Raw genomic sequence first — 25847 nt, forward strand, 5'->3', positions numbered from 1 at the left:
GTCATCATGTTTTCATAGCGATACTTTTTTCTTTCTTTTCCCTTTGCATCTATTTCTGTTTCCGCAAAAAAACATGGACGATGAAAATTCAGGTAAGGGGTGAGATGGTTTCTGTTAAACTCATTGATTTCTGTCGCATACTCTTGAGGAATATGAGCGTAACCAAGCATCTTTCTTATGATTGCTCCGTTTTTGCTTTCTACAAGAGCATTGTCGTTTGTTCTTCTTACTCTTGATTTTGTGAAATTTATACGAAGTTTTTCAAGTAATTCAGATACACGACCATTGATGTATTCAGATCCGTTATCTGAGTGAAAACCCCTTAATTTAAAGAGGAATGCGGCCAACAGCTCTTCCAGAACAGGAATCAGAAATGTCTCGCTGATCTTCTCAACAGAGCAAACCACTTGATATTGTGTGACCTCATCGACAGCGTTGATATGGTACACACCTTTTTACTCTGTCTTGATCACCCTGATGAACCGTATCGATGCGTATGAACCCCGGTTGTCCTTCTGGTCTGGGCTTTTGTCGCACGCCAATTGCCCTATTTGTCGGCCTGGTGACGTCTTTAGGCGTTCGGATGTTTCGGTATGTCTTTGACTTTCTCAGGTTGTATATGTGCGAGACAGAGATACCCTTCAGTCGTTTATACTTCTGATCACCCTGTTCATAAGCCCGTTCACAGAGCCTCTTGATAGCCGCACCATTAAGGCCGTTGTGGAGGCGATCTGTAGCAGCCAGAAGTCTTATGTCGGCTTTGGTGTACTGGCTACTGAAACCATTGATCGTGCGCTGTTTTCGCCTTAAATGGCCTTCAGCAAGGTAAGTGTTGATAAGGCGGGTGATTTGAGTCCTTGAGTAGCCTGTAGCGACTGTCAGGTAGCGCTTGATAAGCCCTTTATCTGGACGGAGAAGAGTTCGATATCGGAAGTGCCTTAAAATCTCTTCAATCCATTGATAACACTCGTCTTTCGACTCCCAGCCTGGTTCTATTACTGGTGCCTGTTCGAGTAATTCTCGAACCTGCTGAAGGGTCTTAATGAGCCTCGTATTCATAATGATTTTCATCCACTAATCATGGACGAAAGACCTAAAGGCGTGAGGCTCATTTCATATTGGAAATAAGAGGCTCCTTTAGGCTCATTTCATATTGGAGAAGACTAGCATTTGTTATGCGCCTTGGTTTAGACTATATTGATGCGAATTGAGAAAATACAGCTTGATTTTCTATTTGTAGCATACCAGATAGTGGCTAAAAGAACAGCACAAAACCACCCATAACATTGGCTGCCGAAACCGTTCTTCACTTTGCTTATGAAAATATTCGCATTAACAATTCTTATTCTTTTATCTGAATCATCATATAGCCAAAACTATCAAACTAGAGATATTAACAGAGCAACTATAATTGCAAGAAATTTATTTATAAGAGCTGTTGCTGGTTTAAGTTCTGAACTGGCCTTGATTGCCAATTATGTGTTTCGAATAGAAGAAATAACTAATAACCCTCTTAAGCTGTTAATTCTTGATAGAATATTTCTAGATGAAGATAATTTTATTGCTGTTTATGATTTATTTTTACATCTAGGTTATGAAAATACAATTATTGCTCTGCAAACAGTTATTAATACTCTGTTTGAATCATATTATGATGTCAACAATATTCCCGACGATGTAATTTTGTTTAGACTTGAGGACTATCTTTAGCCAGCAATTCCCGCTGAACTTGATTGTATGTTTATCAGCCTGCTTTGAGAGGTCTCTACAACCCTTGCAGAGAGCGATCTCCATGAACTTGGAGGGGTAATGAACAAATATTGGGCAAATAAGTTTGCGAATCACACAATACAAAACTTGCCTACAACCCTCTAAAATCAAGGGGTTTTACGTTGATCGGGAATTGCTGATCTTTAGCGCATAACAGCTTACATATACGACTCAATGTCGCATAACGCTTGCAGCAGGGGTGGCGAACGCAGTGAGCCATCCCTTTTGCCTGCACTTGTTAGCCCAGGCAGAAGGCACATGTTTTGGCTATTGGATTGCTGGACAGCTATTTTGCTGAAATTCGTAACATGTTTGCTTGACAAGCTCGGCTTTTCTGGCCAACGCTTTTTGATATAAGCATCTTTGATACTGCATACCTCCAGAAAGCCCGCGCAAAGATACTTGAGATCTACATTGAGCTTCTGTGTATACTTCCCATAGCCTTTGCGCCAATAAGATTTCTGATATTGGCTTTGGATATTTAAATCTCCTCTCAACATACTCAACGATATTATCAATTTCACTATTAATTTTTAATTGCTTGTTTTTTACGCAGTTGACCATTTCTAAAGTGGAACCATCAGAACACTCATCGCGACTTTCTGCTAATGAAAATCCCGAGATTAATACAAGAAAAAGTAACAATATAAATTTCATCTGACTCTTAAGCTTGGTTGAGGGCTAACGCCTGCTTAAGCCGCGCCGCCGCAGGCGGCGTCGGGGGAGCGAAGCGACCGAACTTGAAGCATTTGTTATGCGCCTGCTGTTTGCTCCGCTTTTTGTTACTGGCACGAACTTTGAGACGGCACAGAACCTATCTGCTTTTGGCTCTAAACCACCAATAGCACCAAACCAAAATATCTGGGCTGGTGTTGCACAAAACAATTACCCAAGCTGATTGCCAGCTTTGCACTGAGCAATGCTCGCAAAACGCACAAAACTGTTTGAGGAGGGGTGGCGCGTACTACAAAAAAATGACCACCAACGCTGAAAACTCGAAATTTGACGTTTATGAGAAACCATTTACAGCTTCAGCGCCCCGTCACTCACACCAGACCTTGCCGACAGCCAAGTTCAAAACTCAGTGCTGGCATTGCACGATGCTGAGATAGAGATTTAGCATTGAACCATCACGCCAGCTTGGTTTAAACTTTCAAACCCAAGACATCATTCACTCTGAATCCTGAGGTAAACGACAAAATTTATTACGGCGCATAACGCCTCAATCAGCCGCCGCCGAAGGCGGTCGGCTGGATTGATTTGTTAGCTGCTGCTTGCTACAAGCTTCTCTTTGAATTTGTAAGGTAGTCACTGCCAGTTAGGGGTCCTTTGTAGATATCTTCGAGCAAAAAGTGAAGCACTTCTTTTAGTTCTCGTTTCTCTGTTGGTATGACAATCTTTCCATTGCTGACATTGAGAGTCACGCTCGGAAAATTGCTGGCAGCATTAGAAATTTCAGTAACCGTGTAATTCTCTAATACTCCTGTACTTGAGATTGTATGCACCATTTTCCTAACCTGAGTATCAGCCTCTTGGATAAATACATCGGCATCTGCAACTTCTATAGATGCATGTTGTGTAATATCCTCAAGGTCTTCATCGGTTGCTTCAACATACTGGGCTGAGAGGTCGAAAACCATTCTAGCATTGTGAAAGCTTTTGAACTTTGTTGTATTATTCTCAATTGTTGCAACAAGCTTATTATCAAGGGTGAATATTTCATCCGTTGATTTTACAAATGTGTTTCCTGTTTGCATTTTGATAATTGGAAGTTCATTTAAGGAAAGAGCTTGCCTAGATGAAAATTTTTGAACCAGTACTGACGTATTTCCGTTATTGATAGTGCCAGTAAAAATAGCTTTAATTGGCTCGCTAGAGAAATTGGATATATTCAGGTCAGAGAAAGAAGATGCATTTGCATTAATAGCATTTACCATCAATGCTGACTCTGCTAATCCATCAATTACTAACACTTCATTTTGATCAGGTTTCCAATCACCATTGAAGTCAATTTCTGTGTCAATGCCACTTTCAAATGAAGTCTTTTGGCTAGCGAATACTCTCGCTATTTCATTTTGTAAGGTTTGGTTAACTCGAATCCTTTTTACTTCAGGATTTCCATTTCCGTCCTTCACTAACGCAAAATAATTTTGCTGTCCTGTCACCACTTTAATCCTCAGTGTCTAAAACGATATATTCAGTTAATTGTGATACTACCAAAGGCTGGCTTGCACGCCTCAGCTCTTTTTTTGTGATTAATACATATGTAACACCCTCAGGTGTACTGCTGGATTCAAGCAATAAGTGCAAGCGACTCCCCGGTGTAGACTTCGAGCGGAGTTCGCCCACCTAATACTTTTCTCGGCATGGTATTGATTAACAATTCAGCTTCTCGAATCTCTGCTGCTGTCAGCCCCCCGAGAGCCATTTTCTTAGGCCAGGTTCGACGGATGATGCCATTAGTATTCTCGTTCGTTCCTCTCTGGTAACTGGCATAAGGCTTGGCAAAAAATACATCAGCACTCACTGCTTTAGCTACCTTTTCATGAGCGGCAAACTCACCCCCGTTATCCAGTGTGATGGTGCAAACAGATGATACCCGTCCCAGCAATTTAATCATGCTATCTGCAACCGTTTCTGCTTGCTTGTTGTCCACTTTATCAATCAGTGTGAAGCGGCTTTTTCGGTCAACCAATGTCACCAGGTGAGCGTCCTGTCCAAATACCGTGTCACCTTCCCAGTCTCCCAGGCGAGACCGAAGATCTACAACCTCAGGACGTTCAGTAATATCAACGCGATTGGGTATCAGGGAACGTCCCGCCTTGCGTTTACCGCCCTTGCAGCGTCTCTTTCCAAAACGAGGCAGCTTCTTGTACAGTGTGCCTCCGCTGGCCTTGTTATCAGCGATACGAGCGTAAATAGTGGTATGGCTCAAGGTGATTTCAGGGATCTCGATTTTCATCCTGCAGCTGATGTTCTCAGGTGACCAGCCAAGCAGCAGACCATTTTCTATAATCGGCATTTGTCGTTCATCGACTTTACTGTATTTTCTGGCTGACACTCTACGATGAATAGCCATACTGTGAGCTGTCTCGGCACAATAACCGTTGCCATCAGTATTGCGTTGAAGCTCCCGAGATAAGGTGCCTGCACTGGTGCCAATTCTCTCTGCAATCTCTTTCTGCGTAAGACCTGTCCCAAGAAGAGCTTCGATCTGGTATCGTTGCCCCTGAGTCAGTTGCTTGTATAGTTTGGTTTGTGTATTCATTCCTGACTTCCATTTCTGAGTGTGAGAGCTACAGAATGTACCAGCAGCTGGCTCACATCTGAAATATCAGTCGATTGCACTTATTGTATTAATCCAGCCTTACTTTATAAAAATGCCAACGCATTACACCTAAGAGAGGGTTAAAATGATAGCTATACCCTGTACTAGTAATTATTGCGAAGATAACAAGTGTGGGAAGCCAGACCTCCCAATTTAGAGTGTCAAAACTAGCAGTGAACAATGGGAGTAAATATAAAATTAAAAACCCCATATTTTCTCGGTCAGCAGCTTCTACGGTAGAGACACTAAAATCTATTCTTTCAAGTGAGTTTTTTGCATACCTTAATAGCCAAATGCAAAGCAGAACAAGAAATAAAGATACGCTTACAGCTAATGCAGCAAAAGTCTTTTCATCAGCAAACCAGGCAACCCAAGCGTAAGTGAAACCGACAGGTGCTATTGCAGTGCTTGTTAATAACAGTTTTGCGAGCCAACTAAACATACCAGCTCCTATTTTTAAATCTATAGATTATAAAATACATATTAATGTAACTTGATGTTTACTCTGATGCTTTGTTTTTCTCCTTGCAGCTAACGCCAGCTTGTGGGGCGCCGGAGGCGTCCCAGGAGCGAAGCGACGAACACGAAGCTCTTGTTATACGGCGGTATGCTCAGTGTTTGGTTGTGGAAATGGTTTGGCAAATGTGAATGCTTGTTGGCTTGGGCCATTGCTTTGCAATATTGCCAATTTTTCCTTGCCTTCGGAAACGGTTGGTATGTGCCCAGCAGGAACCCACCATAGTGTTTGGTGAACTGTCTTAATTTTGCTGAACCATGCGTCACGGTCACGGATTAGCTCAACGTGAGCTGTTTTATAGACATAGTGTTTCAGTGTCTCAATACTTTCCCAAACACTCATATTCACAATGAGGTTAGGGTCTTCAAAGGCTTGGATAGACGTTGCATCACCTTCTTCTGTTTGCAACCTCCACACGAATCCTGGGGATTTATCAGCTAAAGCATTTATCTCATCAAGACGATCGACAAACCCTTTCATTGTCTCGGATTCCATTGAGTCTCTGGCTTGAGCGATGTTTATTTGTGCAAGATGGAAATGATTCATAAATATAATTGTTTTTGTTGAAGACTGACTGGATGTATTTGAGCCGTATAACGCCTGGTTCAGCCGCGCCGCCGCAGGCGGCGTCGGGTGGCGAAGCCACGAACTGGAACCATTTGTTATGTTGCGGTGTTCTGCTCCACAGATTCATCTTGCTCATTCATGGACGCTAAATCTTCATCGGTAAAAGCAATAAAATCTGAATCTTCAAGACTTTTGATAACTTTTTCTGCTTTTGAGCAGAGGTTAAGCAATGAAACTTCGAAATGCCTTAATATAATCAACTCATCGAATCGTAAGTTTGTAGTAAAATACACTAATTTAAGGTTTTCTTGATCAGTGTCCTTTACTACACAGTTAGATAAACAGCCTAAATGTGAACTTGAATTGTTTATATTGAGGATATCGGATTTATCAAAGTGTTTACCATTGCGACTACATACAAATACGCGATGATTAATATTAATGAACAGTTCTTTATTAGATACTTGCAGCATGAATTGCTTGTTTCGCAAACGGATAAAAGCTAATTCTTCATTTTCAACTCTTATAGTTCCTTTTTTGCTATGAACATACGCTGCTATGGAGAATGTAGAAACATTTTCTTCTTCAATATAACTGTTCATTACATCACCTTAAATCTGTTATTTTTACATTAAAAAACAAGATGTTGAATAAGGATATGTACCGTCTGTCTTCTAGTTCTAAAACCTTTCAGGTTTAATAAGAGAAAGAGATTTAAGGTTTGTATTTTGAACTCCGTTGTTAGCAACATAACGCCTGGTTCAGCCGCGCCGCCGCCGACGGCGGCGTCGGGTGGAGGGGCGAAGCCCCGGAACGAACTGGAACCATTTGTTATGCCCCTGCTTGGATTATCGCAGCTCTTGAAAAACTTCCGGGCATTGTTCTGCGATTCTTAGCAGTGCTTTTGCAGGACCTTGCGGGGTTCGGCGGCCTTGCTCCCAATCTTGTATGGTTCTTATGCTGACTCCCATGAAGCCTGCAAACGCTGACTGAGAAAGCTGTAATTTTTTTCTGATTTCTTTAGCTGGTGATGGCTCTGAAAGGATAGAGGTTTTAAGTTTGCCTTCACCGGACTTAAAAGCCTTTATTTCTTCAATACCATCCAGAATTTCCTGACCGATATCTCGTTCACTCATTTTCGATAGCCTCCGCAATTTTCTTTAGAATGTGACTTGGAATAGTGGCTTGCTCTGATTTACTGTAAATTGTGAGCATCCAGATTTCGTAGTCACTCTTCTTCCAGTAGTAAATTACTCGAACACCACCGCTTTTACCTTTTCCTTCAGGAGCCCAACGCACCTTTCGGACACCGCCACTACCACGAACAATATCACCAGATTCAGGCTTTTCCTGTAGGTGCCATTGCAACATCCTGTACTCATCATCCGATAAATAATCAGAAAGCAGCTTGGTAAATTTGCTTGTTTCAATAAAAATCATAGATTACAAGTATACGGCATTGCCGTATTTTGTCAAATCTGGCTATCTCATTGATTATGCTGATGATTTGTATTGGGGCATAACGCCTGCAGCAGGGGCGGCGAACACAGTGAGGCGTCCCTTTTGCCTGCACTTGTTAAGTGGCCCTGGCCGCTACGATGGTTGGGCTGGCGAGACTCCATTGATATTTTTGGCACCTGACCTCACCGCCAGCAGATTAATCTATTTTCTGTTTTTTGCTGAGCACTGATTCAGAGTCACTGAGGAGAAAAAAAAGCAAAGCACTTGTAAATGGTTGTCTATTGCTCAGAACTGAAGGACTCCGAACTCTGTGCTGTCGTGGCACAAGGAAAGAAAACCTGAAACCTCTTGCCAGCTCCGCCCAAAATTGAGAAACAGCATACTGCTTGCGCTGGCATTGCAAGAAGGATAATACACCTGATCTTGATCGCCAGATGGTACACACCTTCTTCTTTCTACTTGTACGACACTTTCATATTACTAACCAATCTATGCACCCTGCCACTTAACGCCTGGTTCAGGGGCGCCACCGTAGGCGGCGTCCCTTGGAACCATTTGTTAGCTGTACATGCTACCAGACTCCAATGCTATATTTCCTTAAAATCAGCAATATTGCTGATAATCTCCTCAAATCATAAGAAATTGGAAAATTGCTGTCATCCATTAGTCTTGAGAGCTCACTCCAGTCTTCCGATAATTGTCCTAAGGTAAGCTCTTCTGGTGTAGAAACGGGATTATATAAATCTTCTTCTGAAATTTCCCAGTAAAAATCTTCAATCTCAACATTGATCACTTCAGGTAAATTTTCATCTATATTTTTCTGTAATAACTCTATAACTTCGAAAAGAGCCTGCTTTTTAATTTCCATTTCTTGAACGCTCCAGAACGTCTTTATCGCCCTTTTTGATAGCTTCAACATCTCTATTGAATGTTTCTATCTGTTTTTCAAGACTTCTAACTCTTGATTTTATTATTTTCTCTCTCAATTCAGGTTCAGCATTTTTCAAGAACTCTTTGTTGTCATATTTATCAGGATTTGCTTTAAAATCTTTCAGTTTTTTCTCATGCTTAGCTATCTGTTCTTCAAGACCTCGAATAGCTCGTTCTTGGGATGGAGTGAATTGCTTTTTACTAAAATCAGTTAACTTCCGCACTTTTGCGGCAGGCACAGCGACCGAAAATATCTTGCCATATCCCGCCAGTTCATCCCTTGTCGCTTGATCCAGACTAATCCACTTTTTGCTAACTGCTCTTCCCGTAGCTTTATCAGCAAAATCAACGACAGCATCTACTGCTTCCCCGGAAGCTGTCAACCCATTGAGTACTTTCTGAGTCTCTTCAGGGAAATGTTCATAGGAAATTTTGACCATTCCCTGAACAGTTCGTTCAATACCCTGAGATACCGGGTCTTCACCTCGGCCAATGGCGGCGATGGCTTTTCGAAAGCGATAGCCTCCGAGGCCGTCACTGCCGTCAATTCCAGTACTACAACCGGACTGGCAATGTTGTTCAAAATTCTGGCCTGGCAGTCGCTNTAACGCTTGCAGCAGGGGCGGCGAACACAGTGAGGCGTCCCTTTTGCCTGCACTTGTTAAGTGGCCCTGGCCGCTACGATGGTTGGGCTGGCGAGACTCCATTGATATTTTTGGCACCTGACCTCACCGCCAGCAGATTAATCTATTTTCTGTTTTTTGCTGAGCACTGATTCAGAGTCACTGAGGAGAAAAAAAAGCAAAGCACTTGTAAATGGTTGTCTATTGCTCAGAACTGAAGGACTCCGAACTCTGTGCTGTCGTGGCACAAGGAAAGAAAACCTGAAACCTCTTGCCAGCTCCGCCCAAAATTGAGAAACAGCATACTGCTTGCGCTGGCATTGCAAGAAGGATAATACACCTGATCTTGATCGCCAGATGGTACACACCTTCTTCTTTCTACTTGTACGACACTTTCATATTACTAACCAATCTATGCACCCTGCCACTTAACGCCTGGTTCAGGGGCGCCGCCGCAGGCGGCGTCCCTTGGAACCATTTGTTATACGGCTATAGCACCTGTAGCATTTTCTGGACAATAGGATCGAAGTGCTGAGAAGAATTTCTCGCTGTTGTGATATGAGCACCGTTCAAGCCATCTCTTGATGTGCAGTCAAAAACAGGCTTTTTAGCTTCGAGCGAATATGGAACCAAACTATGAAGGTTTGGTATTTTCCCTATATTCCAGTTGTTATCGCCCCAGCTGTGAACCTGCCCTAAAGGTTCAAGAACATCAATGATGTTTTCCTTAACAGCAGACTCAATTCTGCTACCAAAAATAGACCAGCCTCTTGTCATTCCTTCGGAATTTCTTCTTGCGTTATGCTGTTGCATTACATAACCAAGGAATGTTGGCTTCCCTCTTGGCAGGTCAATATCGCTTGTTGATGCTGAATTACATTGATCCCATTCATGACGCCAAGTAGCCAGCTTTGCCCCGAGATTTTTTGTGCCTCTAATTGAGAACAAATCTGGAGACATTGGAACTATGAAATAATCACTTGCGCCGAGCACAGCTCTATTCAATGCTCCAAGGTTAGGTCCTAAATCAAGCATGACTACATCCGCTTCGACTCTTTCAGCAGCCCATTTTATGTATCGATAAATTGCAGATTGAACTCTTAACGCAGGAGCATTACCACCTTTTGCACTGCTCCATGTGTCACCAAGCGAATCTTCATAATTGCTCAGTAGAACATCACCCGGAACAATATGCAGGTTTGGATATTCTTCTCTGATTAGTGAAGGACTTCTTCTCCTTACATCACCCAAACCTTCATAAACTTGCTCAATAGCATTCCATATGCTGTTGCCTCTTGATCTCCAACTGCGTTCTAAATCAGCATCTGATAACGAGTATGCTGATAAATTACACTGACTGTCTAAGTCGACAATAAGAACAGATTTTCCTTGTTTTTCGAGCAAGTGCGCTATGTGGTACATATAGGTTGTTTTACCAACACCACCCTTATTGTTGAAAATACTTACTATCTTCATTAATACTCCATAATTGAAGATTGATGCGAAGCATTACTATACCAGCTTTTATATACACAATTTTGTTTAGCCGTATAACGCCTGGTTCAGCCGCGCCGCCGCAGGCGGCGTCGGGTGGCGAAGCCACGAACTGGAACCATTTGTTATGCGCTTACAGCTTGATGCTCATGCCAGAATTGGGACCAGGAGGCAAACCAAGAGCAGAATCAACTCCGATGCTTTCTTGTAAGTCCTGAAGCAACGGAAGTGCTTGGAATTGTTGGTTTTCTAATCGTATAGATTCAATACGTGGATTGCTGGAACTTCTGGCTCGATACACTGTAATGAATTGTTGATCTTGAGATATCGCTTTTTGACAAACTGCCCTGATATAAAACCTATTAAATTCGCCTTCACATAGTGTTGCATTTGCATTGTGGGGCATTTTAACAGAAGAAAAACCACCCCGAGGCTTTTTTCTGAGATATGTAGAATTGAAAAAGTTCATACCCAAAGCAGATGTGAAAGACTCGATATCACCTTCTTTTGCTGCATCTAAAAGTAACTCAGGATAAATTTCAGCTCCTGATCCGTTTAAACGCTCAGAAATGTAAAGTTTACCCTGATCAATGTCACTTTGAATTTCAGAGATCATTTCATCTCTTACTTCCTCTAAATCAACCAACTCGAACATTATTTATCCTTTATTCATTTGTTCAGAGCTTTCTATCATCCCTGTATTTTCCCCAAAAATATTTGACAGATATCAGCTTTTAAGGACTTTCAGATTTGAGGAAGTTTAGGTTTTGGCAGCGCATAACGCCTGCTTAAGCCGCGCCGCCGCAGGCGGCGTCGGGGGAGCGAAGCGACCGAACTTGAAGCATTTGTTATGCGCCTACTGTTTGCTCCGCTTTTTGTTACTGGCACGAACTCTGAGACGGCGCAGAACCTTTCTGCTTTTGGCTCTAAACCACCAATAGCACCAAACCAAAATATCTGGTCTGGCGTTGCACTGAGCAATTACCCAAGCTGATTGCCAGCTTTGCACTGAACAATGCTCGCAAAACGCACAAAACTACTTGAGGAGGGGTGGCGCGTACTACAAAAAAATGACCACCAACCCTGAAAACTCGAAATTTGACGTTTATGAGAAACCATTTACAGCTTCAGCGCCCCATCACTCACACCAGACCTCGCCGACAGCTAAGTTCAAAACTCTGTGCTGGCATTGCACGATGCTGAGATAGAAATTTAGCACTGAACCATCACGCCAGCTTGGTTTAAACTTTCAAACCCGAAACATCATTCACTCTGATCCCTGGAGCAAACCACAAAATCTCATACGGCGCATAACCCTTGGTTCAAAGGCTCGAACGCAGTAAGAGTCCTTTGGAACCATTTGTTATGCCTATACTCGAAGCTTTCAACTTAAAAACGAGCACATGTCAGATGAAGGTTATAGTATTTTTAATTTTAATAACTTTTATATTAATTGCTCATGGACTTGAAAATAAGATAGAGGAAAGCCAGCAACATCAAAGCGATGATCATTTTTTGGTATATACCTTCGGTTTTATTGGGGGGACAGTTTATATCATGCGATCCATATACGTTAGTAAAACGGAAGATGGAAGACAGTTCTTAGATGAACACGGTTATAAAGTGCCTGTAGTATATGGGGGGCTTATTACTTTAGGCGGTATGGCTTTAGGTTACATATCCGAGTGTTATTTTCGAAGTTTGGATTAAGGCATAACGCCTGCTTCAGCCGCGCCGCCGACGGCGGCGTCGGGTGGAGGGGCTTTAGCCCCGGAACGAACTGGAAGCATTTGTTATATTCACCTTCCCCACATCCCACAAGTCAGTTTTACTTTTGGTGAAGATGAAGTGATGTTTCATAAGGAAATTACTATCATTTCCTAACCAGCTAAATATTTTTTCTTGCTCTTTGCTTATTGATTTATCAATGTTTTTAACTTTAGAGCTCAATATATCTTGGATAGCACCTGCTGCAAAATCAGTAAGACTCAAGATATCATTTGTATATGGATCATCTTTGAACGATTTAGCAAAGCCGTAGATTTCAAAGGGATCTTTTGTATACATTGCAAGCACCCGAGTAAAAATATTCCTTGTGTCTTCAAAGGATCTTTTTTTACCGTCTGCATTAATTGCATCATTGTCACTAAGCCACATGAATTTTTCTGTTTTACTTCGAAGCAGGGATAGATATAAAGCAATAGGGTGACATATTCGCATTAATTTTTCTGCTATTTCACCTTTCCATTCTCCAAGACCGCTATCCTTTAATTGCTTCTGTATAAATCTTTGACCTTCTCTCTTTGTATTACCAAACAAAGAAGGTATATTTTTATCTACAGAAACTGTAACTAATACACCATGCAAATAAGAGTCAGCAATTTTAAGAAAGTCATCAAGAGATGCTTTTACTCGTTGAGAATCTAAATCTTTATAATTAAACTCTTTAAAAGGGGTATTGAGTGAGTGTTTTTCTCTGATTTTTTTACACTCATCTCTGTAAACTGGCGTTTTATCATGGCAGCAAATTAGAAAGCTATATGTATTAAATCCTGCACCTTTATGCTCTCCACCATAATCAGACATTATCCAAAGACCTTTACTTCCATCAAAACTAGGAAATTTTACTGTATTGGACATTTCATTAACTATATTTCTCACATATAAAGGATATGTGTCTTCTAATTTTGGAAGAAATACAAACTTATCAAATTGCATAAATCTCTCTGGTGAATATAACGCTTGCAGCAGGGGCGGCGAACGCAGTGAGGCGTCCCTTTTGCCTGCACTTGTTAGGCTCTAATTGTATAGTATTAAATAGTAATATTGAAACGCTGGAAGAATAAAGCTGCCTAAGATTGCAATGCCTATTATGAAACTCAGTTTCNTTGAGGAGGGGTGGCGCGTACTACAAAAAAATGACCACCAACCCTGAAAACTCGAAATTTGACGTTTATGAGAAACCATTTACAGCTTCAGCGCCCCATCACTCACACCAGACCTCGCCGACAGCTAAGTTCAAAACTCTGTGCTGGCATTGCACGATGCTGAGATAGAAATTTAGCACTGAACCATCACGCCAGCTTGGTTTAAACTTTCAAACCCGAAACATCATTCACTCTGATCCCTGGAGCAAACCACAAAATCTCATACGGCGCATAACCCTTGGTTCAAAGGCTCGAACGCAGTAAGAGTCCTTTGGAACCATTTGTTATGCCTATACTCGAAGCTTTCAACTTAAAAACGAGCACATGTCAGATGAAGGTTATAGTATTTTTAATTTTAATAACTTTTATATTAATTGCTCATGGACTTGAAAATAAGATAGAGGAAAGCCAGCAACATCAAAGCGATGATCATTTTTTGGTATATACCTTCGGTTTTATTGGGGGGACAGTTTATATCATGCGATCCATATACGTTAGTAAAACGGAAGATGGAAGACAGTTCTTAGATGAACACGGTTATAAAGTGCCTGTAGTATATGGGGGGCTTATTACTTTAGGCGGTATGGCTTTAGGTTACATATCCGAGTGTTATTTTCGAAGTTTGGATTAAGGCATAACGCCTGCTTCAGCCGCGCCGCCGACGGCGGCGTCGGGTGGAGGGGCTTTAGCCCCGGAACGAACTGGAAGCATTTGTTATATTCACCTTCCCCACATCCCACAAGTCAGTTTTACTTTTGGTGAAGATGAAGTGATGTTTCATAAGGAAATTACTATCATTTCCTAACCAGCTAAATATTTTTTCTTGCTCTTTGCTTATTGATTTATCAATGTTTTTAACTTTAGAGCTCAATATATCTTGGATAGCACCTGCTGCAAAATCAGTAAGACTCAAGATATCATTTGTATATGGATCATCTTTGAACGATTTAGCAAAGCCGTAGATTTCAAAGGGATCTTTTGTATACATTGCAAGCACCCGAGTAAAAATATTCCTTGTGTCTTCAAAGGATCTTTTTTTACCGTCTGCATTAATTGCATCATTGTCACTAAGCCACATGAATTTTTCTGTTTTACTTCGAAGCAGGGATAGATATAAAGCAATAGGGTGACATATTCGCATTAATTTTTCTGCTATTTCACCTTTCCATTCTCCAAGACCGCTATCCTTTAATTGCTTCTGTATAAATCTTTGACCTTCTCTCTTTGTATTACCAAACAAAGAAGGTATATTTTTATCTACAGAAACTGTAACTAATACACCATGCAAATAAGAGTCAGCAATTTTAAGAAAGTCATCAAGAGATGCTTTTACTCGTTGAGAATCTAAATCTTTATAATTAAACTCTTTAAAAGGGGTATTGAGTGAGTGTTTTTCTCTGATTTTTTTACACTCATCTCTGTAAACTGGCGTTTTATCATGGCAGCAAATTAGAAAGCTATATGTATTAAATCCTGCACCTTTATGCTCTCCACCATAATCAGACATTATCCAAAGACCTTTACTTCCATCAAAACTAGGAAATTTTACTGTATTGGACATTTCATTAACTATATTTCTCACATATAAAGGATATGTGTCTTCTAATTTTGGAAGAAATACAAACTTATCAAATTGCATAAATCTCTCTGGTGAATATAACGCTTGCAGCAGGGGCGGCGAACGCAGTGAGGCGTCCCTTTTGCCTGCACTTGTTAGGCTCTAATTGTATAGTATTAAATAGTAATATTGAAACGCTGGAAGAATAAAGCTGCCTAAGATTGCAATGCCTATTATGAAACTCAGTTTCATTTTTATTCTATCAAGTAATGTTAAATTCCAAGTGGTGATATTCCCTTTAAAGTCTTTGCTTATGAATTCAATATTGTCTAAGTTTAATTTCTTTATTTGATGGACAACATTTTCAATAACAAAAGGTTTGACATTAAGTTTTATTTTCTCAACTTTAGAATTATTCTTTATGTATATATACCAGTAAACATCTAAACCATCCCCACCGTTATTTACCTCATCTCGCTCGATCCTTATAATATCAGATGTTTTATACGAGAAGGATAGTTTATATTCAGACTCAGGTGTTTTTAATTTTATTTTTTTAGAATTAACTATTATAAACCAGTTTGACTGGCTTTTGAAAACTTTCACAAAAGCTAGAAATGCAGCATAGATAAAAATCAATGAAATCAAACCAAATATGACTGACAAAATTATATAAACATATTCTTGCGTAGGGTTATTCGTATCACGGTACCATGTGGAGATAGAACCAAAGTTAGTGATTATTGCTAATGAGAACATCCATAGAAAATCTATGATATTTTTCTTTTTTGATGAATAAGCTTTGACGTAACTCATGTATTATCTGTTACAGAATAAAAAATGTACTTATCACTCTAGAGATTTAAATTTCATAAAGCGCACCGTTACTATCTTCATAGGAGGAGCTTTGAGCCTAACAGCTATTAAAACTCAAACGAGTAATATTGGATATTACGCGCGCACGCAGCATATCCCCCCAAATCAGGGGTAATTCACTCACTTGAGATATATCCCAACTTTTCAGTGTGTCGAAAAGTCATTAATTTTCAATAGGCTATAAGCCATTTTAGCTACTGCCCTGAATAGGCTGCGTGTGAGTTATTTGTATTTTTAGCATTTTCTTCAATAATACTGTACAAAATAACAGTTTCTGGATTTGTCATGCCTTCTCCTTTTATGACTGAAGTACGTAACACCTTGAGAGTGAAGCGCTATAGCTATAACACTGAACAGTCGTATTGTTATTGGATCAAGTACTTCATTCGCTATAACCATATGAAGCATCCTCAGGATTTAGGGCCTGATCATGTCAGGCAATTTTTGACTTATCTTGCCGTTCAGCGTCGGGTTGCGCTGGACTTCCATAAGCCATTAAATCTATCGAGCTCTACCCATTTTTGTTGAAAGGTTGATAAAAGAGATTTACAAATAGGCACGCTACCGCCAGAGATCTGTCTGGCATACTCCTACCCGACATGCGACTTCCCTATGCAAATACTGCTTCCTGCTCATTTTTTATTCTTTTGAACCAGCGCTTCACGCTCTCCTGAGCTTTTACCGACAACGGATTGATTCGGTCCTCATTTTGCCAGCATCTTCTGCTTTCAAACAAGCAAATTTGTATGAACTGCGTCGCTTATCAGCATAAATGCTTTTCATGAACAAAATTTAATCTACCGAACACGCTCTGTTTATCCATAACCCTCTACATTAGAAGCATGACTGACATCCTCCCATATCGAGGTAAACGATGGATAAATGGATCAATCAATTAAAAAACGGTTTCAATCAAGTTAAGGCTACCTTTTTTGAGCAGCGTGATGGCGCTGCCATCAGCCCATTCAAAGCGATACTGGGCATTGTTATTCTGACCGGCGTGTTTGTACTGATGCTGCCTCTAATCATGCTGATCTTTATGGTTCAGATGGGACTGATACTGGTGGGTATGGTAGCTGTTCTTTTTATGGGTACCCGTAAACAGACTGGATTGTGGCCAAGAGAGGAAAAGCTGGTTAATCCTGAGCCGGAACCCGCTGAAACCGATCAGCAAGCAGAACACGATCAGAAAAAACACCCATAGCAGGAGAGTACAGCTCATTCGAGTACTGAGACATCCAGAGCTTGAAGCCTTTTAAGGATTGAAGAGCTGCATTTTCATAGTAAACCCAGTCAGGATAAGGTATTTTTCGTCGACTTATCCATTGACCGGGTGACCTCTGTGACCTCTGCTATCCTCATTGTTTTTATTGCTGCCATGCTGTTTTGGGGCAAACGCCGTTTTGATCAGAAAAAACAGCAAGCTGCAGAAGCCCTTGTGCAGGGACAGGCTTTTCTGGATAACAACCAGAATGAAGAAGGCGTAATGACTACCGAGTCAGGGTTGCAGTATAAAGTTCTGGAAAAAGGTGAAGATTCAGAACAACCTTCAGCCACCAGCAAGGTCAAAGTGCATTACCATGGCACGTTGATTAATGGTCAGGTGTTTGACAGTTCAGTGGATCGCGGGCAACCGATTTCTTTTGGGCTGAACCAGGTCATTCCCGGCTGGACTGAGGGTCTGCAACTGATGTCAGTGGGTGACAAGTACCGACTGTTTATTCCTGCGAATCTGGCCTACGGCAGCGGTGGTGCCGGTAAAATCCCCGGAAACTCTGCACTGATATTTGATGTGGAATTGCTGGGTATCGAATAACCCGGCAGAGAGTCTGAAAGCAGGACAGAGCACACTCAGTCCTGCTTATCATCTAACTTATTACTCTTCTACAACACCCTGCTTGCGCAGGTAATCGTCGTATGTTCCGTGGAAGTCGACGATTCCGTTTTCAGTAATTTCAATAATTCGGGTCGCCAGAGACGATACAAACTGACGGTCATGGCTGACAAACATCAGAGTACCCGGATAGTTTTCCAATGCCAGGTTCAGGGATTCTATGGATTCCATATCCATGTGGTTGGTCGGCTCATCCATCAGCAGTACGTTAGGCTTTTGCTGAATCAGCTTACCGAACAACATACGCCCCTGCTCACCACCGGAAATAACACGTACTGATTTTTTGATATCGCTCTGGGAAAACAGCATACGACCCAGAACACCCCTGATTACCTGCTCGTCGTCGCCTTCGTTCATCCATTGACTCATCCAGTCGTACAGGTTTAAGTCATTATCGAACTCGTCGCTGTGGTTCTGGGCGTAGTAACCGATATCAACGTTTTCAGACCACTGGATAGTGCCATTCTTTGGAGCCATCTTGCCGGCCAGAGTGTGCAACAGGGTGGACTTGCCAATACCGTTCTGACCGATGATGGCAATGCGCTCACCGACTTCAACCATGAGGTTAACGTCGGAAAATAGCATGTTGTCTTCGTAGCCCTGAGTCATTTTTTCCATGATCAGCGCATTTCGGAACAGTTTCTTTTCCTGTTCAAAGCGAATAAACGGGTTCTGACGGCTGGAGGGTTTGATCTCTTCAAGCTGGATCTTGTCGATCAACTTGGCCCTGGAAGTGGCCTGTTTGGCTTTGGAAGCATTGGCAGAAAAACGGCTGACAAAGCTTTGCAGTTCAGCAATCTGAGCTTTCTTCTTGGCGTTGTCTGCCTGCATACGCTCACGAACCTGAGTGGCAGCCATCATGTACTCATCGTAATTGCCCGGGAACATGCGCAACTCACCGTAATCCAGATCCGCCATGTGGGTGCAGACACTGTTCAGGAAGTGACGGTCGTGAGAAATAATAATCATGGTGCAGTCGCGCTGCTTGAGTACACCTTCGAGCCAACGGATGGCATTAATGTCCAGGTTGTTGGTGGGTTCGTCCAGCAGCATGATGTCTGGATCGGCAAACAGTACCTGAGCCAGCAAAACGCGCAGTTTCCAGCCGGGAGCGACAGCACTCATAGGACCATAGTGCTGCTCCAGAGGAATATCCAGCCCCAGTAGCAGTTCACCGGCACGGGCTTCAGCAGAGTAACCGTCCATTTCACCAAACAGGACTTCCAGATCTGCCACGCGCATGCCTTCTTCTTCGGTCATGTCGGCTTTGGCGTAGATACGGTCGCGCTCTTCCTTAACCTTCCAGAGTTCAGCATGCCCCATGATCACGGTATCAATCACCGTGTTGTCTTCGTAGGCAAACTGGTTCTGGTTCAGCTTGGCAACCCGCTCATTGGGATCGTAGTTGATATTACCGGCAGAAGGCTCCAGTTCACCGCTGATGATCTTCATCAGGGTAGATTTGCCACAGCCATTAGCGCCGATCAGACCGTAACGGTTACCGTCGCCAAATTTAACGGAAATATCTTCAAACAGGGGTTTGTCCCCAAATTGCATGGTGATATTGGCTGTAGTAATCAAATGTTGCCCTGCCATTAATTAAGAATGGTTAAAAAGCCGCGCAGATTACAGTGCAATGGCTTTTTGTTCAAACTCATCATTTCTTTAAAATCGTCACAAAAAGAGTTTTTTTATTTCACGCCTTGGTACACAAGACATACAACAAGATAACAAAGATTAAAAAACATACAAAACAGATTCATACGTCATCTTCGTACTGGTACGATTGCTTGAACTTTAAAGGAGTAAAGTAGCAATGATCTTCACTATACAACCCCACAAGCTTCAAGCCGACGCTGTTATTCGTCCACTGATTTCTTCTTTCAAGCAAATTCCACTGTGAGAATGACAGGATCTTCCCGCTTTTGATGGTGCAGGTGTCTATGCTATCTACCTGATAGACGCTCAAGGCACCCCGTATCAAGGGAAAATACCAGCAGACAACCCTATTTATATTGGTAAAGCTGTACCGGAAGGCTGGAGCCCACGGTGTTCCGGGGGGAGAAAATATGATTCGCTACCCTGACGGCAGCGTTCGTTATTTCACGGTTCGTGAAAGTGCAAGACTCCAAACATTTCCGGATGACTACGCCTTGGAAGGTGCCTGGGGCTAAGCCATGCGACAACTCGGAAACGCCGTACCCGTAAGACTGGCCCGCATTCTGGGTGAAAGTATTCACCAGTCCTTGAGCAGCCTTTAACTTATTGGAAGGATGCTCTATAGCAACCTATTTGCTGAGCATCCTGAATACCATCCTATTGTTGTAATTGAGATCGATAAGCCCGCAAGGCTTCTTCAATCTGACGGTTAGCCGGGAACTGCTGTAAAGCCTTGTCCAGAACTTCTACCGCCTCGGCTTTTTTACCCACACTGAACAGAGCTACGCCGTACACATAAACATAGCGCTCATTCATGGGTTCCAACTCAACCCCTTTTCGAAGGAAACCGATGGATTCAGCAGCACGTTTTTGCCTGACCAGATAGAGACCCATACTATGATTCAGAGCAGCCGATGAGCTGTCTATTTCCAAACCTTTTTTGAGCCACTCACCCTCTTTTTGTGACTGACGGGTGCGGCGAAAGTATTCCGCCAGGTTCGTGTAGGCAGGGGTAAAGTAAGGCTCTATCTCAACGGCTTTCAAAAACTCGGCTTCAGCCTTATACGCCATTCCCAGATCCAGATAGAACTGTCCCAGATTCAAGCGGCCACCCGCACGGTCACTGCTTAATCGTTGAGTCGTGATGTATTCGCCGGTCAACACTTGTTTTTGGTTTCGCTGAACGGGGGTGAGCTGCTGATCAGGTACTGCTGCCATCAAACGGGTGACTTCCAGCCTGACAGCTTTGGAAGGATCATCCATCAACGGTGCCAGTAGCTGCACTCTGAGATTAACCGGAGCGACCTGTAGAGATGCCACAGCGGCAGCTCGCACTAATGGATCACGATCTTTCAGGTTTCTTTCTACTGTCGGTAACAAGTCACTATTCAGATAATTACCCATTTCGTTCAGAGCAGTCGCCCTGACGATAGGAGCAAAATCCTGGCTTTCTGCAATGGCTTGTAATTGCCTGCCAGCACTGACAGCACCCGTTCTTGCTGCATGAAAGGCTGTGGCAAACTCCGGGCGTTGACGCCACTCTTTACCGTGCCAGCTATCCATAGTGCTGGCAGCCCAGTCATTGCTTTTATCCGTATGGCACTGAACACAGGCATTGGATGTCCCCAGTTTGGCACTGAGATCAGGCCTTGGAATCCGGAAGCTATGATCCTTACGCGGATCAACCACCATGTAGGTTTTCTCCGGCATATGACAGCTGCTGCACTGGGCACCTGGACTTTCCGGCTCATGGAAGGTGTGCTTGGGCGTATCAAACTTTTGAGGGTTATGACACTGTGCACAAACCTGATTACCTTCTGCTTTCAGTTTGCCAGAGTGCGGGTTATGACAGTTGGAACAGGTAACACCTGCTTCAAACATTTTGCTCTGTTTAAAGGAACCATATACAAATACTTCGTCGTTGATCTGACCATCCGCTTCATAAAGAACATTCGATAGCAGTGCCGGCATGTAGTTATCCGTCATCACTTTATTAACAGCGGGCTTTGAAGCGATCTGTTCACGGCGGGAATGACACTGACCACAGGTCTCTATCTGCTGCTGGGCTTTCACTTCCAGAGGTCGAGCAATATCACTGCCTTCATCCCAGGTCCATTTGATCTGATCGGACAGATCAACCACAAAACCTTTATTGCTGACCGTATCCTCTGGATTCTTGACCCACTCCAGATGCTTATTACCGGGTCCATGACAGCTCTCGCAGCCAACACCGGATTCTGCCCAGTCACTGCTGTAACTGTGATCCTCTGGTTTGTAATTCCTGTTGTAATCAGTCGTATGACACTCAACGCACATCTGGTTAGCGTTTTGGGTGATTTTGGTCCAGTGCAGAGGATCTTTAAAATTGATTTTCTCGTTGGGATAAAGATGGAACCAACGCTGACCACCTTCAGTAACCGGTCTGGAATCCCAGGCCAGACTCAGCGGCTGAATGTGTCCCTTGCCAAAATCGACAAGGTATTGCTGCAGTGGATAATCACCAATGGTGTAAAGCACTTTATACGGCTTAAGTATGCCGTCTGGCCCATCGGTTTCCACCATCAGGTCATTGTCCTGCTTGAAAAAGCGGCTCACCACCCCTTCGTGCTTGAATGTCTTGTTGTTGAAGTCACCCAGCACATTCCCGGCTGAGGCTTCCTGCAGGGCAGAATGGTGCTGACTGGCTTTCCAGTCTTTGAACTGCTCAGTATGACAGGAGGCACAGGCCTGGCTGCCTACAAAGCCTTTACTCCCAGGATTGTCCTGAGCCAAAGCCACTAAAGGAAAAAAAAGACTGAGCCACCATAAACGACAGAAAAGGAGTTTGAAGATCGTGCTGACAACTTTCATTTTGATCTTTTAATTGTTCTGAATGATGAGAATAATCGCGCCATTCTATCCTTTAAGGGGATGACAACCCAGCTTTTTAAGACATACGACTTCTACTGGACTGTTCTATCCTAGTTACGTCGTCTAAGCAGAACACTCATCGATATGATGTCCGTAGCAAAGATTGCATTCCTTAGCCTCTTTTTTATAGTCCCTTACCTCAAGGCAGAAGAAAAGACTGCCTGGTACTGGCAATCTTTTGATCCTGAAAACTCACTGGATAGTTCCAGAGATGTGATCGATGATTTCTCCAGCCTGGTTTGTCGCACCAGAGTTGAAGACGGTTCGTGGCTGGCAGGTATGCTGAACAAAGATGGCAGTCAGTGCATAACTCTGGAAGACGGCTCTGGACACGATCACTTCCAGTTACCTATGGGTGAAGGATTCAAAGGGTTTGAATGGCAATCTCAAACGCCCACTTACCCCGTCAACGCCATGCGAGCCTCATCAGAGCCTAATAATACTCAGCTCTATGAACTCAACCATCAAACTCAGGTGTGGTGCCAATTCCAGGTCAACAGCCTCTTAATTCCCGGGGTGCTTCTCAAGGTCGAGCAAGCCATTCTATGTCAGGGTCTGAATCAACAAAGCTCAGAGCACTATCAAATAGCCACTTACCAACACAAAGCTGAGTGGCCAGAGCTCATTCCGTACATGGTCATGATCAGTTCCGCAGGTTTTGTTATATTCATGGCGAAATACATTCGATGACCCCTGTATTATAAAATGCAACACCAGCTATTGCTGTAACCCAGCATTAGTTCCATACATCATCAAATGGATTCTTCTTATTGGGTATTGCTTTTTGCACCCGCAACGTTCTGTTCATTGCATCATCCCATGGAGTAATCATTTTTAGAGGCGTTGGTGACTTTATTTTTAAAAGCTCACCGCCTGTGCCGTCCATTTTAGACGTTGCACTCGTTGAGACCTCACGGCATGCTAATGATCATCGATCACCCTCCCCTGTTGTAGAGCCGAATTCGGGGAAATAACAAACAATGAGGCTTCAACATGAGCCAACAGAGTCAGCTGGCACTGCTGGGTAAAAAACGCTTTCTTCCTTTTTTCCTGACCCAGTTTCTGGGAGCTTTTAACGACAACATTTATAAAAACTCCCTGTTGCTGATGGTGGCTTTTGCTGCGGCTGACAGCCTTCCTTTTAATTCAGACCTGTTTATCAACCTGGCAGCCGGTTTATTTATTCTTCCTTTCTTTCTTTTTTCCAGTGCTGCCGGACAGATCTGCGATAAATATGAAAAGTCGATGATCATTCGCCGGGTTAAACTGCTGGAAATAGTCATCATGGCAGTGGCTTCCGGCTTTATTATTACCCAGAACTACCTGGTGTTACTCGCTCTGCTGTTTCTGATGGGAACACAAAGTGCTTTTTTCGGCCCGGTCAAATACGCCATTATTCCTCAGCACCTTGATGAAGATGAGCTAATCGGCGGCAATGCTCTGGTAGAAATGGGGACTTTTGTCGCCATACTGGCAGGTACTCTGGGTGCCGGTATTCTGATTGAACAACCCGACGCCCATATCTGGGTAGCCTGCTCTGTGATTCTTTTTGCCATTCTGGGGTATCTGGCCTGTCGCTTTATTCCGGATGCCAAAGCTGCAGCGCCTGACCTGAAAATGAACTGGAATCTTTTCCAGCAAAGTCTGGTCATGATCCGAGACACCCGCTCAAACGACAGCGTTCACAAATCCATTATCGCCATCTCCTGGTTCTGGGCTCTGGGGGCTGCTTACCTGACACAGCTTCCCAATCTGGCCAGTGAGATTCTGAAAGGCAGTCCTCAGGTAGTCAGTATCATGCTGGCTATGTTCACCATTGGTGTAGCTGCAGGTTCACTGTTCTGTGGACGACTCTCCAAAGGTCATGTTGAGCCTGGCATTGTGCCTATCGGAGCCTTGGGGCTGAGTTTATTCGGAATAGATTTGTATTTTGCGATCACGCCCGCCACAACTGTCGAATTGCTGAGCATAAATGCCTTTATAGAAAACAGTGAGAACCTGAGGGTCCTGTTAGACCTGGGAATAATTGGCTTTTTTGGTGGGCTGTTTATTGTCCCTCTGTACGCGATGGTTCAGCAAAGAACACCTGAAAACCGTCGTGCACAAGCTATTGCGGCACTGAATGTTCAGAACTCAATGTATATGGTAGGCAGTGCCGTGTTTGGCATGGTATTCCTGGGTGTGCTGGAGCTGTCCATTGAACAGTTTTTCCTGACGCTGGGCGTACTCAACCTTCTGGTTTGTGCCCTTATTTTCAGAAGAGTCCCGGAATTTATAGAATGCTTTGTGGCTCGTTTCGTCAAGAAAGTCGCCAGTCACTGACCCTCAAATGCAGGAACAAAAAAGCCGGGGATCTCCCCGGCTTTTTTTATACGATCAGATCAAAGCAATTTGCGCGCAGCTTCCACCACAACAGAAATCACATTGGCTTCGGTGTTTTTAACTTTACTCTCATCCGGAATCTCTTTTTCATTTCGGTTAACAATGACTCCGGCTACACAGCCTGCACGCCAGCCATGAGTGGCACACATGGTCATCAGCGTAGCGGCTTCCATTTCATAGTTCAGAACATTCATCGCCTGCCACTCTTCCATAGAATCTTTAAATCGGCGAGCCACCCGGCCAGACACTGTGTCGTAACGCTCCTGCCCCGGGTAAAAAGTATCGGAAGAGGCTGTCACACCCACATGAGGCTTTTTGCCAGACTCTTCTGCCGCTTCAACCAGTGCAGAGGTACAGTAATAGTCGGCCACCGCAGGAAACTCCATGGGAGCAAAATGAGTACTGGCACCATCCAGGCGAACGGCGCCAGTTGTCACCACAATATCACCCACCTGGACATTAGGCTGTATTGCACCGGTAGTGCCAACCCTTAGAAAGGTTCTGATGCCCAGTTGGGCGAGTTCTTCAACAGCTATCGACGTGGAAGGACCGCCAATACCGGTTGAACACACCACCACAGGGTGTCCATCCAGAAAACCCAGATGACTGGTAAATTCCCGGGTACTGGCCAGAGGATGGGGCTCATCCAGCAGAGCGGCAATTTTCTCTACTCGCTTGGGATCACCCGGCAGAATGGCCAGTGTAGCCCCTCTGAGCATCATCTTTTTAAGACCTAAGTGGAATACGTCACTCATCACTTCACCTCTGTTGAATGATGAAAAGAGAATGAAATAAGCCTACATCAAGCTCTGACAGAGCACACTGTAATTGCACTTGGTTAATATAAAAACCTTTTAACGGCTCCTGCAAAGGATTTGATACAAGCTATAGCACCTTGCTCAGCTTGAAATCCGATAGAGCTTTTCAAAAACTATTTGCCACCTTTAATGC

At 43.2% G+C, this 25847-nt stretch carries 28 protein-coding genes and 1 pseudogene; 9 read left to right on the top strand and 20 right to left on the bottom strand.

All coding sequences use genetic code 11. From position 1 onward, the window contains the following. Nucleotides 1-449 (bottom strand): annotated as a pseudogene (locus GZ78_RS16190) (DDE-type integrase/transposase/recombinase); the annotation flags it as partial. Beyond that, the gene (locus GZ78_RS16195; RefSeq protein WP_152558779.1) at nt 424-1059 is read right to left on the bottom strand and encodes a hypothetical protein; all 636 of its coding nucleotides are present in this window, start codon (nt 1057-1059) and stop codon (nt 424-426) included. The gene GZ78_RS16195 and the pseudogene GZ78_RS16190, both read right to left, overlap by 26 nt. A gap of 258 nt (nt 1060-1317) precedes the next feature. Between GZ78_RS16195 and GZ78_RS16200 the strand changes: the two genes are divergently transcribed. Further along, nucleotides 1318-1710 (top strand): hypothetical protein, encoded by a 393-nt coding sequence (locus tag GZ78_RS16200; RefSeq protein ID WP_034837975.1) that lies wholly within the window; start codon nt 1318-1320, stop codon nt 1708-1710. Between the two features lie 327 nt (nt 1711-2037). Here GZ78_RS16200 and GZ78_RS16205 read toward each other — a convergent pair whose 3' ends face one another. The 12 genes from GZ78_RS16205 to GZ78_RS16260 all read right to left on the bottom strand — a co-directional run bounded on the left by GZ78_RS16205 (nt 2038) and on the right by GZ78_RS16260 (nt 11345). Then, nucleotides 2038-2427 (bottom strand): lysozyme inhibitor LprI family protein, encoded by a 390-nt coding sequence (locus GZ78_RS16205; protein ID WP_034837976.1) that lies wholly within the window; start codon nt 2425-2427, stop codon nt 2038-2040. A 620-nt stretch (nt 2428-3047) separates the two neighbouring features. Continuing rightward, complete coding sequence (locus GZ78_RS16210) at nt 3048-3935, bottom strand: Kiwa anti-phage protein KwaB-like domain-containing protein (RefSeq protein ID WP_034838525.1); 888 nt, start codon at nt 3933-3935, stop codon at nt 3048-3050. Nucleotides 3936-4063: 128 nt separating this feature from the next. Further along, a complete protein-coding gene (locus GZ78_RS16215) occupies nt 4064-5038 on the bottom strand; it encodes an IS30 family transposase (RefSeq protein WP_034831994.1) in 975 nt (324 codons plus the stop codon). Between the two features lie 88 nt (nt 5039-5126). Then, nucleotides 5127-5540, bottom strand: coding sequence for a hypothetical protein (locus GZ78_RS30010; RefSeq protein WP_201772725.1), 414 nt, complete (start codon nt 5538-5540; stop codon nt 5127-5129). A 153-nt stretch (nt 5541-5693) separates the two neighbouring features. Next, nucleotides 5694-6161 (bottom strand): DUF3291 domain-containing protein, encoded by a 468-nt coding sequence (locus tag GZ78_RS16225; protein ID WP_034837978.1) that lies wholly within the window; start codon nt 6159-6161, stop codon nt 5694-5696. Nucleotides 6162-6277: 116 nt separating this feature from the next. After that, entirely contained in the window at nt 6278-6784 is a 507-nt protein-coding gene (locus GZ78_RS16230) for a hypothetical protein (protein WP_034837979.1), read from the bottom strand. 246 nt (nt 6785-7030) lie between these two features. Continuing rightward, nucleotides 7031-7318, bottom strand: a complete 288-nt coding sequence (locus GZ78_RS16235) for a helix-turn-helix domain-containing protein (protein ID WP_034837981.1) — start codon at nt 7316-7318, stop codon at nt 7031-7033. Further along, entirely contained in the window at nt 7311-7622 is a 312-nt protein-coding gene (locus GZ78_RS16240) for a type II toxin-antitoxin system RelE/ParE family toxin (RefSeq protein ID WP_034837982.1), read from the bottom strand. Before GZ78_RS16240 ends, GZ78_RS16235 begins: the two co-directional genes overlap by 8 nt. Before the next feature lie 592 nt (nt 7623-8214). Continuing rightward, nucleotides 8215-8511, bottom strand: a complete 297-nt coding sequence (locus tag GZ78_RS27615; protein ID WP_051786248.1) for a hypothetical protein — start codon at nt 8509-8511, stop codon at nt 8215-8217. Beyond that, nucleotides 8501-9013, bottom strand: coding sequence for a hypothetical protein (locus GZ78_RS16250; RefSeq protein WP_152558780.1), 513 nt, complete (start codon nt 9011-9013; stop codon nt 8501-8503). The genes GZ78_RS27615 and GZ78_RS16250 overlap by 11 nt, the downstream gene beginning before the upstream one ends. Before the next feature lie 672 nt (nt 9014-9685). After that, complete coding sequence (locus tag GZ78_RS16255) at nt 9686-10672, bottom strand: ParA family protein (RefSeq protein WP_034837985.1); 987 nt, start codon at nt 10670-10672, stop codon at nt 9686-9688. Between the two features lie 151 nt (nt 10673-10823). Beyond that, the gene (locus tag GZ78_RS16260) at nt 10824-11345 is read right to left on the bottom strand and encodes a hypothetical protein (protein WP_034837987.1); all 522 of its coding nucleotides are present in this window, start codon (nt 11343-11345) and stop codon (nt 10824-10826) included. 710 nt (nt 11346-12055) lie between these two features. On the opposite strand from GZ78_RS16260, the gene GZ78_RS16265 reads away from it, so the two are divergent. Continuing rightward, the gene (locus GZ78_RS16265; RefSeq protein WP_034837989.1) at nt 12056-12400 is read left to right on the top strand and encodes a hypothetical protein; all 345 of its coding nucleotides are present in this window, start codon (nt 12056-12058) and stop codon (nt 12398-12400) included. A 54-nt stretch (nt 12401-12454) separates the two neighbouring features. On the opposite strand, the gene GZ78_RS16270 is transcribed toward GZ78_RS16265, so the two are convergent. After that, nucleotides 12455-13408, bottom strand: a complete 954-nt coding sequence (locus GZ78_RS16270) for a hypothetical protein (protein ID WP_034837992.1) — start codon at nt 13406-13408, stop codon at nt 12455-12457. A 495-nt stretch (nt 13409-13903) separates the two neighbouring features. On the opposite strand from GZ78_RS16270, the gene GZ78_RS16275 reads away from it, so the two are divergent. Further along, entirely contained in the window at nt 13904-14248 is a 345-nt protein-coding gene (locus GZ78_RS16275) for a hypothetical protein (RefSeq protein ID WP_034837989.1), read from the top strand. Nucleotides 14249-14302: 54 nt separating this feature from the next. On the opposite strand, the gene GZ78_RS16280 is transcribed toward GZ78_RS16275, so the two are convergent. Together GZ78_RS16280 and GZ78_RS16285 are read right to left on the bottom strand one after the other, a co-directional pair. Then, nucleotides 14303-15256 carry a hypothetical protein gene (locus GZ78_RS16280; protein ID WP_034837992.1) on the bottom strand — a complete coding sequence of 318 codons (954 nt, stop codon included), beginning with the start codon at nt 15254-15256 and terminating at the stop codon, nt 14303-14305. An 81-nt stretch (nt 15257-15337) separates the two neighbouring features. Continuing rightward, complete coding sequence (locus GZ78_RS16285) at nt 15338-15991, bottom strand: hypothetical protein (protein WP_034836846.1); 654 nt, start codon at nt 15989-15991, stop codon at nt 15338-15340. A 345-nt stretch (nt 15992-16336) separates the two neighbouring features. Between GZ78_RS16285 and GZ78_RS28400 the strand changes: the two genes are divergently transcribed. The 3 genes from GZ78_RS28400 to GZ78_RS16295 all read left to right on the top strand — a co-directional run bounded on the left by GZ78_RS28400 (nt 16337) and on the right by GZ78_RS16295 (nt 17867). Continuing rightward, the gene (locus tag GZ78_RS28400) at nt 16337-16579 is read left to right on the top strand and encodes a site-specific integrase (RefSeq protein ID WP_081869891.1); all 243 of its coding nucleotides are present in this window, start codon (nt 16337-16339) and stop codon (nt 16577-16579) included. A gap of 346 nt (nt 16580-16925) precedes the next feature. Then, nucleotides 16926-17255 carry a hypothetical protein gene (locus GZ78_RS16290; protein WP_034837995.1) on the top strand — a complete coding sequence of 110 codons (330 nt, stop codon included), beginning with the start codon at nt 16926-16928 and terminating at the stop codon, nt 17253-17255. Between the two features lie 138 nt (nt 17256-17393). Further along, nucleotides 17394-17867, top strand: coding sequence for an FKBP-type peptidyl-prolyl cis-trans isomerase (locus GZ78_RS16295; RefSeq protein ID WP_236631588.1), 474 nt, complete (start codon nt 17394-17396; stop codon nt 17865-17867). Between the two features lie 60 nt (nt 17868-17927). Here the strand turns inward: GZ78_RS16295 and GZ78_RS16300 are convergent, their stop codons facing one another. After that, nucleotides 17928-19526, bottom strand: coding sequence for an ABC-F family ATPase (locus tag GZ78_RS16300; protein WP_034838535.1), 1599 nt, complete (start codon nt 19524-19526; stop codon nt 17928-17930). Nucleotides 19527-19960: 434 nt separating this feature from the next. Between GZ78_RS16300 and GZ78_RS29005 the strand changes: the two genes are divergently transcribed. Next, entirely contained in the window at nt 19961-20119 is a 159-nt protein-coding gene (locus GZ78_RS29005; protein WP_330217616.1) for a DNA cytosine methyltransferase, read from the top strand. A gap of 142 nt (nt 20120-20261) precedes the next feature. Here the strand turns inward: GZ78_RS29005 and GZ78_RS16305 are convergent, their stop codons facing one another. Further along, complete coding sequence (locus tag GZ78_RS16305) at nt 20262-22454, bottom strand: cytochrome c3 family protein (RefSeq protein WP_051786249.1); 2193 nt, start codon at nt 22452-22454, stop codon at nt 20262-20264. Between the two features lie 144 nt (nt 22455-22598). Between GZ78_RS16305 and GZ78_RS16310 the strand changes: the two genes are divergently transcribed. Together GZ78_RS16310 and GZ78_RS16315 are read left to right on the top strand one after the other, a co-directional pair. Then, nucleotides 22599-23204: a hypothetical protein gene (locus GZ78_RS16310; RefSeq protein WP_034837999.1), complete on the top strand. Its 606-nt coding sequence runs from the start codon at nt 22599-22601 to the stop codon at nt 23202-23204. A 303-nt stretch (nt 23205-23507) separates the two neighbouring features. Further along, nucleotides 23508-24836 carry an MFS transporter gene (locus GZ78_RS16315; RefSeq protein WP_034838002.1) on the top strand — a complete coding sequence of 443 codons (1329 nt, stop codon included), beginning with the start codon at nt 23508-23510 and terminating at the stop codon, nt 24834-24836. 59 nt (nt 24837-24895) lie between these two features. On the opposite strand, the gene udp is transcribed toward GZ78_RS16315, so the two are convergent. Next, nucleotides 24896-25651: a uridine phosphorylase gene (udp, locus tag GZ78_RS16320; protein ID WP_034838005.1), complete on the bottom strand. Its 756-nt coding sequence runs from the start codon at nt 25649-25651 to the stop codon at nt 24896-24898. Nucleotides 25652-25847 lie beyond the last annotated feature (196 nt).

This window comes from Endozoicomonas numazuensis, from assembly GCF_000722635.1.
Lineage (GTDB): Bacteria > Pseudomonadota > Gammaproteobacteria > Pseudomonadales > Endozoicomonadaceae > Endozoicomonas_A > Endozoicomonas_A numazuensis.

Excerpts from the sequence above, each read along its gene's own strand:
- GZ78_RS16195 (WP_152558779.1), bottom strand. The coding sequence starts at position 1,059 with ATGAATACGAGGCTCATTAAGACCCTTCAGCAGGTTCGAGAATTACTC.
- GZ78_RS16200 (WP_034837975.1), top strand. The coding sequence starts at position 1,318 with ATGAAAATATTCGCATTAACAATTCTTATTCTTTTATCTGAATCATCA.
- GZ78_RS16205 (WP_034837976.1), bottom strand. The coding sequence starts at position 2,427 with ATGAAATTTATATTGTTACTTTTTCTTGTATTAATCTCGGGATTTTCA.
- GZ78_RS16215 (WP_034831994.1), bottom strand. The coding sequence starts at position 5,038 with ATGAATACACAAACCAAACTATACAAGCAACTGACTCAGGGGCAACGA.
- GZ78_RS30010 (WP_201772725.1), bottom strand. The coding sequence starts at position 5,540 with ATGTTTAGTTGGCTCGCAAAACTGTTATTAACAAGCACTGCAATAGCA.
- GZ78_RS16225 (WP_034837978.1), bottom strand. The coding sequence starts at position 6,161 with ATGAATCATTTCCATCTTGCACAAATAAACATCGCTCAAGCCAGAGAC.
- GZ78_RS16230 (WP_034837979.1), bottom strand. The coding sequence starts at position 6,784 with ATGAACAGTTATATTGAAGAAGAAAATGTTTCTACATTCTCCATAGCA.
- GZ78_RS16235 (WP_034837981.1), bottom strand. The coding sequence starts at position 7,318 with ATGAGTGAACGAGATATCGGTCAGGAAATTCTGGATGGTATTGAAGAA.
- GZ78_RS16240 (WP_034837982.1), bottom strand. The coding sequence starts at position 7,622 with ATGATTTTTATTGAAACAAGCAAATTTACCAAGCTGCTTTCTGATTAT.
- GZ78_RS27615 (WP_051786248.1), bottom strand. The coding sequence starts at position 8,511 with ATGGAAATTAAAAAGCAGGCTCTTTTCGAAGTTATAGAGTTATTACAG.
- GZ78_RS16250 (WP_152558780.1), bottom strand. The coding sequence starts at position 9,013 with ATGGTCAAAATTTCCTATGAACATTTCCCTGAAGAGACTCAGAAAGTA.
- GZ78_RS16255 (WP_034837985.1), bottom strand. The coding sequence starts at position 10,672 with ATGAAGATAGTAAGTATTTTCAACAATAAGGGTGGTGTTGGTAAAACA.
- GZ78_RS16260 (WP_034837987.1), bottom strand. The coding sequence starts at position 11,345 with ATGTTCGAGTTGGTTGATTTAGAGGAAGTAAGAGATGAAATGATCTCT.
- GZ78_RS16265 (WP_034837989.1), top strand. The coding sequence starts at position 12,056 with ATGCCTATACTCGAAGCTTTCAACTTAAAAACGAGCACATGTCAGATG.
- GZ78_RS16270 (WP_034837992.1), bottom strand. The coding sequence starts at position 13,408 with ATGCAATTTGATAAGTTTGTATTTCTTCCAAAATTAGAAGACACATAT.
- GZ78_RS16275 (WP_034837989.1), top strand. The coding sequence starts at position 13,904 with ATGCCTATACTCGAAGCTTTCAACTTAAAAACGAGCACATGTCAGATG.
- GZ78_RS16280 (WP_034837992.1), bottom strand. The coding sequence starts at position 15,256 with ATGCAATTTGATAAGTTTGTATTTCTTCCAAAATTAGAAGACACATAT.
- GZ78_RS16285 (WP_034836846.1), bottom strand. The coding sequence starts at position 15,991 with ATGAGTTACGTCAAAGCTTATTCATCAAAAAAGAAAAATATCATAGAT.
- GZ78_RS28400 (WP_081869891.1), top strand. The coding sequence starts at position 16,337 with ATGCCTTCTCCTTTTATGACTGAAGTACGTAACACCTTGAGAGTGAAG.
- GZ78_RS16290 (WP_034837995.1), top strand. The coding sequence starts at position 16,926 with ATGGATAAATGGATCAATCAATTAAAAAACGGTTTCAATCAAGTTAAG.
- GZ78_RS16305 (WP_051786249.1), bottom strand. The coding sequence starts at position 22,454 with ATGAAAGTTGTCAGCACGATCTTCAAACTCCTTTTCTGTCGTTTATGG.
- GZ78_RS16310 (WP_034837999.1), top strand. The coding sequence starts at position 22,599 with ATGATGTCCGTAGCAAAGATTGCATTCCTTAGCCTCTTTTTTATAGTC.
- GZ78_RS16315 (WP_034838002.1), top strand. The coding sequence starts at position 23,508 with ATGAGCCAACAGAGTCAGCTGGCACTGCTGGGTAAAAAACGCTTTCTT.
- udp (WP_034838005.1), bottom strand. The coding sequence starts at position 25,651 with ATGAGTGACGTATTCCACTTAGGTCTTAAAAAGATGATGCTCAGAGGG.